The 16,085-nt window shown below is 42.2% G+C and carries 11 protein-coding genes; all 11 read right to left on the bottom strand.

The annotated features are described in order from the left end of the window. Window positions 1-7 precede the first annotated feature (7 nt). A complete protein-coding gene (locus tag NST59_RS08175) occupies window positions 8-286 on the bottom strand; it encodes a DUF503 domain-containing protein (RefSeq protein ID WP_144490542.1) in 279 nt (92 codons plus the stop codon). Then, a complete protein-coding gene (gene infB / locus NST59_RS08170; protein ID WP_025092597.1) occupies window positions 283-2,403 on the bottom strand; it encodes a translation initiation factor IF-2 in 2,121 nt (706 codons plus the stop codon). Before infB ends, NST59_RS08175 begins: the two co-directional genes overlap by 4 nt. Before the next feature lie 19 nt (window positions 2,404-2,422). Beyond that, entirely contained in the window at window positions 2,423-2,725 is a 303-nt protein-coding gene (locus NST59_RS08165) for a YlxQ family RNA-binding protein (protein WP_039178647.1), read from the bottom strand. Then, window positions 2,718-3,002, bottom strand: a complete 285-nt coding sequence (gene rnpM, locus NST59_RS08160; protein WP_024424139.1) for an RNase P modulator RnpM — start codon at window positions 3,000-3,002, stop codon at window positions 2,718-2,720. Before rnpM ends, NST59_RS08165 begins: the two co-directional genes overlap by 8 nt. A gap of 15 nt (window positions 3,003-3,017) precedes the next feature. Continuing rightward, a complete protein-coding gene (gene nusA / locus NST59_RS08155) occupies window positions 3,018-4,133 on the bottom strand; it encodes a transcription termination factor NusA (RefSeq protein ID WP_024424140.1) in 1,116 nt (371 codons plus the stop codon). A gap of 32 nt (window positions 4,134-4,165) precedes the next feature. Next, the gene (gene rimP, locus NST59_RS08150; protein ID WP_003211398.1) at window positions 4,166-4,639 is read right to left on the bottom strand and encodes a ribosome maturation factor RimP; all 474 of its coding nucleotides are present in this window, start codon (window positions 4,637-4,639) and stop codon (window positions 4,166-4,168) included. A 238-nt stretch (window positions 4,640-4,877) separates the two neighbouring features. Further along, window positions 4,878-6,011 carry a glycoside hydrolase 5 family protein gene (locus NST59_RS08145; protein WP_064498452.1) on the bottom strand — a complete coding sequence of 378 codons (1,134 nt, stop codon included), beginning with the start codon at window positions 6,009-6,011 and terminating at the stop codon, window positions 4,878-4,880. 24 nt (window positions 6,012-6,035) lie between these two features. Continuing rightward, window positions 6,036-7,265 (bottom strand): endo-1,4-beta-xylanase, encoded by a 1,230-nt coding sequence (locus NST59_RS08140; RefSeq protein ID WP_144490543.1) that lies wholly within the window; start codon window positions 7,263-7,265, stop codon window positions 6,036-6,038. A 91-nt stretch (window positions 7,266-7,356) separates the two neighbouring features. Next, window positions 7,357-9,462: a glycoside hydrolase family 48 protein gene (locus tag NST59_RS08135; protein WP_047202176.1), complete on the bottom strand. Its 2,106-nt coding sequence runs from the start codon at window positions 9,460-9,462 to the stop codon at window positions 7,357-7,359. A 32-nt stretch (window positions 9,463-9,494) separates the two neighbouring features. Continuing rightward, complete coding sequence (locus tag NST59_RS08130) at window positions 9,495-11,345, bottom strand: glycoside hydrolase family 9 protein (protein WP_039178590.1); 1,851 nt, start codon at window positions 11,343-11,345, stop codon at window positions 9,495-9,497. Window positions 11,346-11,769: 424 nt separating this feature from the next. Continuing rightward, window positions 11,770-16,083 (bottom strand): PolC-type DNA polymerase III, encoded by a 4,314-nt coding sequence (locus NST59_RS08125; RefSeq protein WP_106025191.1) that lies wholly within the window; start codon window positions 16,081-16,083, stop codon window positions 11,770-11,772. Between the last annotated feature and the right edge of the window lie 2 nt (window positions 16,084-16,085).

The following is a 16,085-nucleotide window of genomic DNA, read 5'->3' as shown; positions in this document are numbered from 1 at the left end:
CCTCTAATTAAAACCACTCAGTTTTCGTGATCGTTCGTTCAATTTCTGGAAAAGAATCGATAAAGCTTAATACACGCTGAAGTTCCTTTTCCACTTGAACCCGAGATGAGGAAACCACGGCGATTCCAATTGATGTACGCTGCCATGTATCCTGGTAATCCATTTCAGCAATGGTTACATTGAATTTATGACGCGTTCTTGTCAATATACGCTGAAGAACCGCACGTTTTTCCTTCAGTGAGGATGCATCATAGATCATACACTCACATTCGGTATAACCGATCATTTTCTTTCGATTTCTTGCATAACGAATGATTCCATAACATCACCTTCACGGATATCATTGTATTTCTTAATGGTAATACCACATTCATAGCCTTGTGAAACTTCTTTCACATCATCTTTAAATCGTTTTAATACGTCAACTTCGCCTTCGAAAATAACGACGCCGTCACGGATTAAGCGGATTCCGCTATCTCTTGTAATCGTTCCTTCAGTTACATAGCCGCCAGCAATTGTACCGATTTTAGATACTTTGAACGTTTGACGAACTTCAACTTGACCGATGACTTTTTCTTCATATTCAGGGTCAAGCATTCCTTTCATCGCAGCTTCAATTTCATCGATGACTTTATAGATAATGCGGTGCAAACGGATATCTACGTTCTCTGTTTCAGCTGTGCTCTTCGCATTTCCATCAGGGCGTACGTTAAAGCCGATTACGATGGCATTAGAAGCACTTGCTAAAATGATGTCTGATTCTGTAATCGCTCCAACACCCGTATGGATGATTTTCACTTTTACGCCTTCGACTTCAATTTTTTGTAGAGCTGCCGTTAATGCTTCAGCAGAGCCTTGTACGTCTGCTTTCACGATCAAGTTGATATCTTTTACGTCACCTTGTTTGATTTGCTCAAATAGGTCGTCTAGAGATAATTTTGCTTTGTCTGAACGCTGTTCGTCCAGCTGCTTAGAAGCACGCGCCTCACCGACTTGACGAGCTGTTTTTTCATCTTTGAACACGAGGAACTGATCCCCTGCATTTGGTACATCATTTAAACCAGTGATTTCAACAGGTGTAGATGGTCCAGCTGTTTTCACGCGGCGGCCGATGTCATTAACCATTGCACGTACACGGCCAAAGGTATTTCCGACAACGATTGGGTCACCTACATGAAGTGTACCTGTTTGAACAAGAAGGGTTGCAACAGAACCTCTTCCTTTATCAAGCTCAGCCTCGATAACAGTCCCTTTTGCCGCACGATTTGGGTTGGCTTTCAGTTCTGCTACTTCGCTGACAAGAAGGATCATTTCGATCAATTCGTCAATGCCTTCACCTGTTTTTGCAGATAGTGGCACGAAGATCGTTTCCCCGCCCCAAGCTTCTGGTACAAGACCATGCTCAGTTAATTCCTGCATCACGCGGTCAGGGTTTGCTGTTGGTTTGTCAATTTTATTGACAGCGACAATGATTGGCACTTCTGCCGCTTTCGCATGGTTAATCGCTTCAATTGTTTGCGGCATGACACCATCATCTGCTGCAACGACCAGAATTGTCGTATCCGTTACTTCGGCACCACGTGCACGCATCGTTGTAAATGCTGCGTGTCCAGGTGTATCAAGGAACGTAATTTTTTTGCCATTTTCTTCGATTTGGTATGCACCGATATGCTGCGTGATTCCACCTGCTTCGCCTTCGACGACTTTTGTCTTACGAATGCTGTCAAGAAGAGTTGTTTTCCCGTGGTCAACGTGTCCCATGATCGTTACAACTGGAGGGCGTACTTGCATATCTTCTTCTTTATCTTCAACTTCATACTTTTCAAGTTCAGTTTCTTCTAAAATAATGACTTCCTCTACTGGAACACCATATTCAGAAGCGATTAATTCAACTGTATCTTTGTCAAGTTCTTGGTTGATCGTTGCCATGACACCAAGCATCATCAGCTTTTTGATGATTTCAGCTGTTTCTTTTCCAAGCTCATCAGCCAGCTGGCCGACAGTCATTGAATTTGTAAATTCAATTTTTTCAGGAAGCTCTTTTTTAGGCTTCACAGGTCTAGCTTGCTGATGCTGCGGTTTGTTATTTCCACCGCGTTTATTTTTGTTTTTGTTTTGGTTGTTGTTTTTTTTGTTTTTATTAAATTGATTATTCTGCACGTCATTCTTCTTTCTATCATTGTTTTTGTTAGATGATTGTTTTTTTTGTTCTGCGGGTTTCTCGTTAGCTGTCTCTTTTGCTTTGGCTTTTTTATAGATAGCGTCTAGCTTTTTCACAGTGTCGTCTTCAAGCGTCGCCATGTGGTTGTTCACTTCCACGTTCATATCCTTAAGCGCTGCTATAATATCTTTACTTGAAACATCTATGGCTTTTGCGTATTCATATACTCTCACTTTAGCCATTCGTTCACCCCCAAATAAATTAATCGAGCAAGCTTATGAGCTTCTTAGCGAAGCCTTGGTCAGTGACAGCGACAACTACGCGAGCTTCTTTCCCAATAGAACGTCCGAGAACGGAACGGTCTTCAACTTTTCTAACCGGAACATTATAAAATTTGCATTTGTCAGATACCTTTTTTTCTGTGTTAGGTGAGGCATCTGCTGCAAGAAGAACCAGCTTAGCACGCGCATGTCTAATTTCTTTGATCACCAGATCTTCTCCTGACACGACTTTACGAGCTCGATTTGCTAGACCAAGCAAAGGATACCATTCAGATTCATTCATTAGGTTTTTTCACCTTTTCAGCTAGTTCTAGTAATTCTTCAAATATGTGTTCGTCAATCTGTGTCTGAAATTGCTGCTGTAAACTGCGTTTGTTCTTTGCCGCAAGAATGGTTTCTTTATCGAGAGAAAGGTAAGCTCCGCGTCCGTTCATTTTTCCAGTAGCGTCAACTGACACTTCTCCTTCTTTCGAACGAACAACACGGATCAGTTCTTTCTTTGGTTTCATTTCTCCCGTCACGACGCATTTTCTAAGCGGGATTTTTTTTCGGCTTTTCACCTTTTATATCACCTCTTATTCGTCAGATTCCTCAGCTACTGGTTCAGCCTCTAAGAAAAGAGATTCAGAGTCTTCAGTTCTTGGGAAAATACCGAGTTCCCTTGCATCTGTTTCGCTTTTAATGTCAATTTTCCAGCTGGTCAGCTTCGCTGCAAGACGAGCATTTTGACCTCTTTTACCAATCGCTAATGACAGCTGATAATCAGGGACAATGACTGTTGTCGCCTTGTCTTCTTCATTCACAATGACATCAAGTACTTTTGATGGACTCAGCGCATTGGCAACAAATTCAACCGGGTCATTAGACCAATGGACAATGTCAATTTTTTCGCCTTTTAGCTCATTGACAATTGCTTGTACACGCTGACCTTTTGGTCCAACACAGGAGCCAACTGGATCAACATCAGGATCATCTGTACGAACAGATATTTTAGAACGGTCTCCAGCTTCTCTAGCAACCGATTTAAGCTCTACAGTACCATCATAAATTTCTGGTACTTCAATTTCAAATAAACGCTTTAAAAGACCTGGATGTGTTCTAGACACATAAATTTGTGGCCCTTTTGTTGTTTTTTCTACTTTTGTAATGAACACTTTAATGCGGTCATGAGGTTTGTATTCTTCATTTGGCATTTGTTCATTGACAGGAAGAAGGGCTTCGATTTTGCCAAGTGACACGTAAATGAATTTACTGTCAATTCGCTGAACGATTCCCGTCATAATGTCTTCCTCGCGGTCGATAAACTCAGTGTAGATAACACCACGCTCTGCTTCTCTCACTCGCTGCGTCACAACTTGTTTCGCTGTCTGAGCTGCAATGCGTCCGAAGTCTTTTGGTGTGACTTCAATCTCAACGACGTCACCCACCATGTAATTCGGGTTAATATTGGCTGCATCATCTACAGAGATTTCAAGGCGAGAATCATACACTTCATCTACAACATCTTTTCTTGCGAACACACGAATCGTTCCCGTTTCGCGGTTTAAATCAACACGAACATTTTGTGCTTGATTAAAATTACGCTTATATGCAGAAATGAGTGCAGCTTCTATCGCTTCAATTATAATTTCTTTACTAATACCCTTCTCTTTCTCAAGAACAGTCAGGGCATCTAACAACTCACTACTCATTTTTATGGTTCCCCCTTATATCAATGAAAAGGTTAATTGAACGAAACTGCTAATCTTGCGTTAGCTATTTTTTCGTATGGAATATTGATCTCTTTCTTTCTTGTCTTGATCTTCACTGTCACTGTTGCAATCTCACCATCAAAGCTTGTAAGCTCACCTTCAAATGCTTTTTCACCATCAATTGGTTCATATGTTTTCATGAAAACATTTTTTCCAAGTGCTTTTTCAAAATCAGCTTTTTTCTTTAATGGGCGCTCCGCTCCAGGAGAGGACACTTCAAGAAAGTAGTTTTGGCTAATCGGATCTGCCTCATCAAGCTTTTCGCTCAAGGCTTCGCTCACTTTGGCACACTCTTCGATATCGACACCTTTATCAGAGTCAATAAACACGCGAAGGAACCAGTTTTGACCCTCTTTGACAAATTCAACATCAACGAGTTCAAGCTGTAAGCCATCTAAAATTGGCTGCACCATTTCGCTTACGACATCCACTACTTTTTTGCTCATTCTCTTCCTCCTTGTGCTTTCGATAAACGCTCTTATCAATCATTCTGCATAAAAACCCTGCTTTATGTGAGCAGGGGGAGCAGAAAACGGATGAATAATGTCGAGACAAAAATTGCCTGTTCAATACAAAAGAGCGGGTTTCCCCACTCTTGTCTCGGTAATCGTTAGCATTTCCATAAAAACTATACCATATCCAATTTTTTTATGCAAATGAAGTTCCTTATTCAGCAGGCATTCATCATCGGTTTTTTTCATTCATTCTTTTCGCATGTTCACTGATAAGTGCTGCCTCCCTGCTCCCTTTTATGATGCGGAATCCGTCATAATCCGGATAAAGCGAGTCATCATCCTGAATGCTTGTTAAAATCCAAAATTGACTGCCAGCTCCTCCAAGCCGCTCTACCGCTGACAGCCAGCTTTGATATACGTCTGGACGAGCTGATTGATTTTGGTAGCCAAACTCTTCTAGCACAACTGGTTTTCCGATTGAATTTCCGCGGGTGATATGGTCTTCGATCCATTTCACTCCCCAGACAGCAGACTTGTTCCAATGGTCTGGGTACAGATGATAGGTTCCATAATCGATATTAGGAAGAGATGTTAGACGGTCCCAATCGACGCCTTCCCCTCCTCCGTAAAACCAATCTTCATGTCCTGGTATACGAAAGAATCCTTCATCTCCTACTGCAACAAGGTGGTGACGATCAAGCGATTTGATCCATGTACTCATTTCATCTGCCCATTTGACTAGTCCATTTCCCGTTGGATCTGACTGCATCCGCGGCTCGTTGGCTAATTCCCACGTCATAATAGCTGGATCGTCTTTATATTGAACACCTGTATACGTATTGGTTCTTTCTAATACATAGCGGACATAATTTTTGTAAGCCTTTTGAATACGAGGATCTGTATAAAAGGCATCATGCGATCCTGCCCCGAACCACTTCACATATTGATTCATACCGCCGAAGTCATCCCAATTGTTCACTAGTGGGATGACAAGCTTTATTCCTTCCTTTCCTGCTTTATAAATGGCATAATCTAGTTTTTGAAATCCCGATTCTTCATAGACCCCTGGACTAGATTGTAAGACTGAGTTTTCTTGAGGGGCCCCGTCGTGAAAGCCCCAAATCCGTATGACCTTTAAATTCATTGCTTTCATATCATCGAACACAGCATCTACCATTTTTTTAGATTTGTAATGGAAATAGTAATTATTTGTGCCGGCGAAGTAAAATGGTTGATTGTTCAGCGTAAATTGTGTACCAGACGTCTGCACATAAGCGGCCGCTTTAATCGTAAGCGAAAACCAGCCGGACCATATAGCGGCCACAAGTATGAAGCAAGATACTCTTTGAGCCCACTTTTTCATTTACATTCTCCTCACAATCTATCTCTATCCTTCTTGAGGCAGGATCACGTCTAGTTGAAACGGTGTTTGTTCATTTGAATCAAGTTCAATCGTCTGCTGTTTCAACATTTTACTTTCTTTACCGATTCGAACCTCATATGTTCCGTGAAATGCTGGACATCTCACATGGCCATTAGCATCTGTTTTTTCAATTCTTTGGGTCGTCCACTCATTTAGAAGCTTTTCATAACGTCTTCCTGCTTCATTTAAAGACCAATCATAATTCACGATGGCTGCATTTTCCCCTCTCCAATGGGCTCCTGCCCAAAATCCCCACATCAGCACTCCTTTTACGGCTGGATGACTAAATGCGACGCGATATAAAGCTTCCAGGTTATCCGCTCTTCGATTAGGGTCAGGGTGAACCGAATCGTACTCTGTGACCCATATTGGAAGACCTAGCTCAGCAAGCACATCGAGTCTCTCTTTGACAATGACTGGATCGACCCGTTCTTCAAAATGGCCTTGAACCCCAATCGCCTCAATAGGTGCGCCTAACTGACGCAGTTCATTGATATGCGCTTTATAGGCATGGTGTTCACCATATGAGATCACATTATAATCATTCACAAACAATAGTGCTTGAGGGTCAATTTTTTTCGTTTCTTCATACATCCACTTCCAAATATTTTTCCCAAAGCGATCTTTAAAAAATGAACCATGCATCATTTCATTGTTTACATCCCAATGACGGAACCTTCCCTTAAAGTGATTGCCCGCATGCTCAAGCCGGTTTTTCATGGCTTCATATACTTCATGATTTGGCAGTGACCTTAGCCAGCTTGGATTCGCATCCTCTACCTCCCAAAACAAAGCGTGCCCTCTCACTGAAAGCTGATGTCGATCTGCAAAATTCAGCATCGCATCTGCTTTTTCGTAGGTGATTCTCCCTCTTTGTGGCTCATTCGCATACCATTTTGCCTCATTTTCAAAAACAGCCCAATTAAAATACTTCACGAAAAAATCAGCATATTGTTGATTAAATAACACTTGATCATTCATCGCTGAACCAAAGGCGAATTCATGTCTGATTTGCTTTATTTCAACCTCTATACCTGCTATTGGCTTTTTTTCACCGTTTGTTACGTTGATCACAAGATCTCTTTGTCTATGCTCTGAGATTCGATCATCCGCCTCTTTTTTCCACATCAGACTGTCCTGTCCATTTTCGCCCCTATTGAATGAATGATGAAGAAAACTTCTTTCTTTGACCATATAAACTCACCCTTATCTTCATTGGATTCTTGATATTTTCTATTCAAACTGCCGGCTAGAAGCCGACAGCTTGAATTTGACCTTTGATCTCTTAGTTGATCAGACGATGATATTCAGCATAGGCAGTGGCCATATCCACTTGAGACCAGAAGCGGTGATAAGTGAAAACTGGTGCGCCATTCTCCCATTTGCCTGTAGCTTCATTAAATGAAGACTGATATTTACTTTCGAGTGAAGACCACGCTGGATCTTGTTTAATCTTCGGACGAAGGTCAGCAAAACTCGTATAGACCCCATTCCCTCCTCGCTGCGGGTCAGAAGGAACGGTGCTGGCTCCAGGAATCTGATTTCCTTGACCAAATGTCCCGTTCCATCCATTTGGAAAATACACTTCTTTTCTAAAGAAACGGTCATAGTCTTCTCTATCTTCCTCGGTCACTATGCCGACGCCATCATTGTAATTCCATGCAACCTCTAGAAGCTGCGCGGCTGCATCTTTCGCTCTTGCACCAAGCGCTGTATAATCACCTGTTTCCAGCTTTGTGGCTGCAGCAAAGAAAATCAAAGCTTTGGCAAGACTCCCTAATACGCCTGTATCCTGAGTTGGATCTTTTGTGACAGCTGTTAAATTTGGATTTCCTGTTGCAGACTGGAATCCATTCCAAGTATCAGGCTGTCCGCTCCAAGCAATATTTCCAGGTAGCCAAAACTCTCCAGGCGCACTTGTTGTAGCAACCGAAACATTTGTTCCTCCTAGAATTCTCTGTCCTTGCTCATCTAAGAAATAACCCTCTTCATCCGACACAGGACGGCTGCCGATAAAAATATAATCTAATGCATAGTTGACCCATTTTGTTATGGCAGATTTGGCCATTTGGACATTTTCAGATGTTTTGTCGCCATCTTTGACAAAAATATAATAAAGCTCTGCTACGCGCTCCATTGGCCACGCCTGCATTCCAAACCAGTTATTTGATGGTGGATCAAGGTAAACAGGCGCATCTTCATATGCCATATCGTAAAAAGTACTTCTTCCCGCCGGATAAGCGCTATAGTCTCCATTCCAGCTATTGGTTGCGCCTCCTGCTATGGCTCCTTCTTTCGATTGAAGCCATACGTAAAATTCAAGCTGTCTCTTTAAAGTTTTTTCCCAATCGCTTGCCCCGGTAGCAGAAGATGGCTTTAAGCCTCCTTTATCTGAGGATAAAGCATAAGCAGCGACAGGATTTTGATATCCCTGATGACAATGGCTCGCTCCAATACGCCATGACCAGTTTGCATACTCCCCAAGTCCTCCGCCCCAAGAGGTATACCAAGCCATTAAGTAATGACAGGCACCCTTTCCGTTTCCAGGATACGGATTCCCCTGCTTCCCGCTTCCAATCGTTTGAAAATATTTATCGTACATGCCGTAACGAAGGAAATCCCCCATTTTTTTCGCTTTATCAAGATAAGCTGACTGATTATAGCCGAGCTCCTTCGCCCAATACATCGCTTGTATCGCACGTGCATCAGCATCTGTTGCATTCGTATAACGCCACTGAGCAGCTGGAGCTTGATTTTCTTTTGTGAACAAGCTCATAAAGCCTTCATTCGGCTTACCAAAAGATTTATCGTCTTGTGATGGATGAGGGATGGACTCCCATACAGATTCCTGTGGACCACGCTGGAATGTGTTCACATATGCGGCTGTATGTGATGGGTTGAGCAAGTTCCCATAGCCATACCAGTTATCTACGTCAAGGAGCCAGTGCATTAAATACGTTTCATTCGATCCATAGGTTGATTTTAATTCACCATCAATTGGATCTTGACCAGCAGGACGGGCACCGGTTAATTGGCTTGGGTATTGATCCGGAAATGGTTTCTCTGCTGCATATGTGGCTGGACTGGACGGATTATAAGCATTCATATGCGGCTGCTCATCATGTCCATCTTCATTGACTGGGATGATGTACTTCTCCATATTGTCCCAAGCTGCCTCTAATTTGCTCCAATCCCCTGTGTAATGTCCGTACAGTACCTCAAGCCATAGCCAATAGCTATACGCTTCTGAAGTTGTCATATGTCCGTAATCAGGCGCTTCGCAAATGAGCGTCTCGATTGAATGATACGGAATTCCTTCTGGTGAAAAATATCCATTCGCATCGCTTTTGATTTGATGATAAAGCGTTAAAAACCGTTCTTTATTTGACAAGACCTTCACCCTTTCAATAAAATCGTTGATTTTTATTTGTCTGGAAGTGTGCCAAATACTAAAGCACCATCGTCAAAGACAGGAATCTTCGTTGTTTTTTGCATAGTGGATGTTAATCCTTGATAGGAATAATCATTTGAGGCATCCCATATATTCGATCCATTTGGAGCAGATATTCGAAATTGTATTTCCTTCTTATGCTCAGATTCTCCTCTAGGAGAAATAGCTACGCCGGTAAAATCAATTTCTGCAAAATAGACGCGAGCTGATGCGTCATATACCTTTAAAGGCGATAAGGAAGCGCCTTCATTGTAGGCTGCTGTCACCTGAATATCCTTTTCAGTCAATCCCTTTGCAAAGACCTCGCTCAGATTAACGTAATATCTGAAGGAGAGTGTTTGACTGGTTCTTGCCGGCCAGCCGGACCTGTTGTACAGCACTGCTTTCACTTGAGTAGATGTTGTATCGTTATGCATCACAGCTGCCTCTACAAAGAACTCATCCTCCACCTGTTCTTTAGGCGGGAAATTTGGCAGCTTTGATTGGCCTTGACCAAAGAGCTGCACCATTTTGGCGATATTTCCAGTAAAGGCGGCATTATAATCAGTCGCCACTTCGTTAGATATATAATCAGAGATGTCATCGTCATATTGATCCTGTGCATTAGGACCTCCAACAAGCGCTCCATAAAGTGTGTGCCGGTGATTTGGAGGGATTGTCAGCTGGTTAGACCATGAGCCATGTGCAGTACGATGGTGCGGGTGCTTCGGCGGATTCTGGCCAAACCCAACGACGTAGCTTCTATTCAGCGGATTATCACCTAACATATAGTGAGTTTGCTTGATCGCAAACGATTGGTATCGATTCTTCTTTTCTTGATCAGATACCCAATCAGCATAAACAAAGGCTAAAAATGCTGCATTGGCGGCATAACGAAGTGAACCCCATTGATCTAGCCATGCCAAACCACCAGGCGTATAGGTGATTCTTTCTACTTTTCCATTTTGAACGAGGCCTGTGGTCCAGTAATCAAGATTGCGCTCAGTGGATTCTATAAATCTGTTCTCTTTCGTGATTCTTGCAAGTAAGATTTGTGAAGCAAAAAAAGTATTGTCCCATGACATGGTAAACGTATAATCCCAATCCTCCGGCCATTCCTCTACCGCTTTTAATGCTTGGTTTAAATAAGTTTCTTCATTTGTCGCCAAGTACAGCCAGATTCCGCCCCAAATCAGTTCGTCAACATAGCCGCTCCAGGAGTTGTAAAATGGCTGCGCATTGGTGACACAATCTGAATATTTGCCGCGATACTTGTCAGCAAATGCATATAGCTGTTTAGCGTGCGTCAAAAGCTTTGCCGCATAAGACGCATCTGTTTCTTTAAAAATGATAGAACCTGCTGCTAAAGCCGCCGCAGTTTGTGCAGCTACTTCTGTTCCAGGACAATGTTCATCAATTTTAAAAGCTGGCCGGTTCATCGGCATCACTTCTGCTGGTCCCCACCAAGCATGATCAGCATTTCCATCACCTACTTGCGCCCAAAATTCATTCGGGCCCGTATGTGCTTTCAAAAAATAATCCGTTGCCCACTTGATTTGATCTAGTATCTCATCAAGCAGCTCCGCCTCTTCATAAGCTTCCCGGTATTCATATACTGTCCATGCAAGCACGGCTGCTGAATAAGCCATCGGAAGTCCAAATTTCACATGATCTCCTGCATCATACCAGCCGCCAGTTAAATCATGCCCAACATCCTTCCCGTCCTCTAGCCCAGAATCTCCCCGCCAGTTAAGACGATTGTTTTCCGGAAGCCGGCCTGACCGCTGCGCTTCATAAAAAAGCATGGATTTTTGTAAAACCTCTACATAGTTGTAAGATGCCATTTCTCTATTGCTCACCCCTTCTTTTTAGTGAAACATTGATCAATAGACGCACCGCCTCCTTTTGATACTTCGTTTCGTGATCTGTACAGTTTTGAAAAGAATCAAATATGTTTCAAAAATAAGCATAGTAAACAGCAATCAGCTTTACGCTCATCGAAGTTTTCTCTTGATTCTCCTTCTGACTGTACCCAGAATGATCATATGTCGCTTAAGAACATTTCAGACGGCGAAATTCTCTTTTGAGCTCTATTTGGGTAGAAAGAATGACATACAATCTCTTCTCTTAAAACATCACGCTAAATCAAGATATATGAATGGATATGAAAATAATTCCAGTTGATGAAAAATCTTTATTAGTTAACATAATAATATTATTGTATACATAGAAAAGAACGCCCTTTTAAGGGCGCTCTTATTCATCACATTAGAATAAAGAAAGCTGATTTTGATCAGGAAGTGCTTCTAAACAGCCTTGACGATCTAAATACTCAAGAATAGTCTTTGAGACTTTTCCACGCTTTTGTAAATCTTCTTTTGAAAGGAATTCCCCATCTTGCCGCGCGCGAACAATATTTAACGCAACGTTTGTTCCGAGTCCAGGGATCGAGTTGAATGGTGGAATTAGTCCGTCTCCATCAATGATAAACTCTGTTGCACTTGAGCGATAGAGGTCAACTTTTTTGAAATGGTAGCCTCTTTCGCACATTTCAAGGGCAAGCTCTAGTACAGTTAATAGGTTCTTTTCTTTCGGTGATGCATCTAAACCTTTTGAATTAATATCATCCATAACGGCTCGAATCGCATTCGATCCTTTTGTCATCGTTTCAATATCAAAGTCATCCGCACGAACGGTAAAGTAAGCCGCATAGTACAGGAGTGCATGATGCACCTTGAAATAAGCAATACGAACAGCCATCAATACATAAGCAGCCGCGTGGGCTTTAGGGAACATGTATTTGATCTTTTTACAAGAATCAATATACCAGTTTGGTACATTATTATTCTTCATTTCTTCTTCCCATTCAGGAGGAAGTCCCTTTCCTTTACGAACAGATTCCATGATTTTAAAGGCAAGTGACGGCTCTAAGCCTTGATAGATGAGATAGACCATAATATCATCACGGCACCCAATGACTTCACTTAGTTCACACGTTTTATTGTGAATGAGCTCTTGTGCGTTTCCGAGCCATACATCCGTACCGTGTGAGAGTCCAGAAATCTGAACAAGCTCTGAGAAGGTCGTTGGTTTTGTATCCTCTAGCATTTGCCGAACAAATCTTGTTCCAAATTCCGGGATACCGAGTGTACCTGTTTTACAGCCTATTTGCTCTTCTGTTACACCTAGCGGCTCTGTCCCTTGGAAAATCTTCATGACTTCAGGGTCATCTGTTGGAATCGTTTTTGGATCGATTCCGCTTAAATCTTGAAGCATACGAATGACCGTTGGATCATCGTGCCCAAGAATATCCAGCTTGAGCAAGTTATCGTGAATCGAATGGAAATCAAAATGTGTCGTCTTCCAATCAGAACCTGTCGCATCTGCTGGGTATTGAATAGGTGAGAAATCGTAAATGTCCATATAATCCGGCACAACGATAATCCCGCCTGGATGCTGGCCCGTTGTCCGTTTTACCCCTGTACAGCCTTGTACAAGCCGGTCGATTTCAGCACCTCTCATATGAAGGTTATGATCCCCTGCATAGCCTTTCACGTAACCGTATGCTGTTTTTTCTGCAACGGTACCAATCGTCCCTGCTCGGTATACATACTCTTCTCCGAACAACTCTTTCGTATAGTTATGCGCTATCGGCTGATATTCACCTGAGAAGTTCAAGTCAATATCAGGGACTTTGTCTCCTTTAAAACCTAAGAACGTTTCAAACGGAATATCATGTCCGTCTTTTTTATACGGCGTTCCACATTCAGGACAGTCTTTATCTGGAAGGTCAAAGCCTGAACCAACAGATCCGTCATTAAAGAACTCAGAGTGCTTACAGCTTGGGCATACATAATGAGGTGCAAGTGGATTTACTTCAGTAATCTCTGTTAATGTCGCAACAAGAGATGATCCGACAGATCCCCTTGAACCAACAAGATATCCATCATCAAGTGATTTTTTTACGAGCTTATGAGAGATTAAGTAAATAACGGCGAAACCATGACCGATAATACTTTTTAATTCTTTCTCAATGCGGTCTTCTACGATTTTCGGCAGGTCATCTCCGTAGATACTGCGCGCCATTTGATAGCTCATTTCCCGTATTTCTTCATCTGCACCTTCAATTTTTGGTGTGTAAAGATCATCTTTGATAGGTTTAATGCTTTCGACCATCTCAGATACTTTTTGCGTATTTGTTACGACGATCTCTTTCGCTTTTTCGTCTCCTAGGAAGGAGAACGCTTCAAGCATTTCATCTGTCGTTCTAAAATGAACTTTTGGCAGTTCATGTCGGTTCAGCGGATTCGCTCCACCTTGTGATGAAATTAAGATTTTACGATAAATTTTGTCTTCTGGATGCAGGTAATGTACATTCCCAGTCGCCACAACTGGTTTATTCAGCTTTTCGCCAAGTTTGACAATGTTTGTGATGATTTCTTTTAACGCACGTTCATCTCGAACTAGCTCAAGCTGCAGCAGGTGCTGATACACTTCTGGCGGATGTACCTCTAAATAGTCATAAAATGCTGCAATGTCTTCCACCTCATCAGGTGACTTTTGCATCATTCCTTCAAATACCTCACCCTTATCACAAGCAGACCCAACAATTAAACCTTCTCGATATTTCTCAAGCTGGGAGCGTGGAATACGCGGGACACGGTAGAAATAATGAATATGAGAAAGTGAAACAAGCTTAAATAAATTCTTAAGACCTGTCTCATTTTGAGCAATCAAAGTTGCATGGTAAGGACGTGAGCGCTGGTAAGCATTCGACTGCCCCATGTTTTCATTCAATTGATCGTGATAGGCAATCTCTTTTTCAGCCGCATCTTTTAGCATCTTCAGCATGAGATAGCCTGTCGCCTCTGCATCATAAATCGCCCGGTGATGCTGCGTTAGTTCAATATCAAACTTTTTACAGAGGGTGTTCAGCCGGTGATTTTTAAATTCTGGGTAAAGGAAACGGCCAAGTTCAAGTGTATCAATGACAGGGTTTGACGCTTTATCTGTTTTTAAGAGGCGTTTATACGCTGCATTTAAAAAGCCCATATCAAAGCTCGCATTGTGCGCAACAAGAATATCTTGTCCAATCCATTCTTTGAAATCCCGTACGACGTCGACGACATCTGGTGCATCTCTCACCATATCATCGGTGATACCTGTTAATTCGATGGTTGTCGCTGATAACGGGTGATGGGGATTTGCAAACGCCTCAAAGCGGTCAATGATTTCCCCGCCTTTGATTTTCACTGCTGCCAGCTCAATGATCGTGTCATAAACGGCTGAAAGTCCAGTTGTCTCTACGTCAAATACGACATATGTCGCATCCTCTAACAAGCGGTGCTCTGGGTTATATGCAATCGGTACCCCGTCGTCCACTAAATTGATTTCCACACCGTACATCATTTTGATGCCATGCTTTTTACTTGCTGCATACGCATCCGGGAAGGATTGTACAACGGCATGATCTGTCAGGGCAATGGCTTCATGTCCCCATTTTTTTGCTTGTTCAACAAGCCTGCCGATGCCAGTGACAGCATCCATTTGGCTCATAGGTGAATGTAAATGAAGCTCCACACGCTTTTCACCCTCAGGTGCTGTATCTTCTTTCAGCTGCGGTTTCATTTCATTGACATCATTAGCGATCATGACAAGATCTCTGACAAACGTATCATTTTGAATGCTTCCTCTTGCTTTCACCCACATGCCTTTTTTCAATGATTTCATCAGCTGAGCATCTTCTTTTTCTCTTGCAAACATTTTGATCAATATACTATTTGTATAATCAGTGATCTTAAAGATACAAAGCGTTCTCCCGCTTTTCAGCTCACGCGTTTCTGCATCGAATACGTAGCCTTGAACGGTGATTCTTCTTTCCTCGTCCATGATACTGTCAAGCGTACGAATTTCTTCATTGTCTTTGATTTGATAGCCAATCATCAGAGGGCCTGATGGAGCTTCATCCTGCTCCTCACTTTCTTTCTTCTCCATCTCAGTGAGGGCTTGCATGGCTCTTTCTTGATCTTCAGCAAGCTTTTGTTCTCTGAACTTCTGAATCTCTTGATCTGATACAAAAATTTCTGTATCGAATTGCAGCTCTGGAAAACCTACTTGTTTAAATGCGGCCTGGAGCATCGGGCTGTACTTCTTCTTAATAGCGAGTGCCTCTGTTTCGCTTTTCGTTTTAATGATGATTTTATGGCCAGACAGCGATGGTTTTTGCTGCTGAAGCAAACTGATGATTGGGGGAGAAATTCCTTGAAGTTCTTCCACACAATGTGACCAGTACGATTGTACGAGATCTTCAGAGATGTGCGGATCACTCACTTCAATCGTACAAGTAATTTGTGCAATATGAGAAAATGCATTTGTCAGTCTGCTGAGAAACATGGCGTATACTTTGTAAGGCAAAAGAGCCTTAAATTTAAAAAGGAAATGCCATGTTTTCGTCGCTTTGTGCACCGTCAATTTGACGATTTCTCCTTCTTCAAAGTAACGACTGAGGTCATCATCTGTCATTTGAATCTGATTGAGTAATATATGAAATTGCCGCCGTGTGATCGGTAATTGTTCATCCAAGA

It is taken from the genome of Bacillus sp. FSL R5-0439 (assembly GCF_038008805.1).
Lineage (GTDB): Bacteria > Bacillota > Bacilli > Bacillales > Bacillaceae > Bacillus > Bacillus safensis.
Note: the sequence above shows the minus strand (reverse complement) of the source record. Positions and strands in the feature narration are given on the sequence as shown.

Coding starts and splice junctions, on each gene's coding strand:
- NST59_RS08145 (WP_064498452.1), bottom strand. CDS start 6,011: ATGAAAAAGTGGGCTCAAAGAGTATCTTGCTTCATACTTGTGGCCGCT.
- NST59_RS08175 (WP_144490542.1), bottom strand. CDS start 286: ATGATCGGTTATACCGAATGTGAGTGTATGATCTATGATGCATCCTCA.
- rimP (WP_003211398.1), bottom strand. CDS start 4,639: ATGAGCAAAAAAGTAGTGGATGTCGTAAGCGAAATGGTGCAGCCAATT.
- nusA (WP_024424140.1), bottom strand. CDS start 4,133: ATGAGTAGTGAGTTGTTAGATGCCCTGACTGTTCTTGAGAAAGAGAAG.
- NST59_RS08130 (WP_039178590.1), bottom strand. CDS start 11,345: ATGGCATCTTACAACTATGTAGAGGTTTTACAAAAATCCATGCTTTTT.
- infB (WP_025092597.1), bottom strand. CDS start 2,403: ATGGCTAAAGTGAGAGTATATGAATACGCAAAAGCCATAGATGTTTCA.
- NST59_RS08165 (WP_039178647.1), bottom strand. CDS start 2,725: ATGAATGAATCTGAATGGTATCCTTTGCTTGGTCTAGCAAATCGAGCT.
- NST59_RS08140 (WP_144490543.1), bottom strand. CDS start 7,265: ATGGTCAAAGAAAGAAGTTTTCTTCATCATTCATTCAATAGGGGCGAA.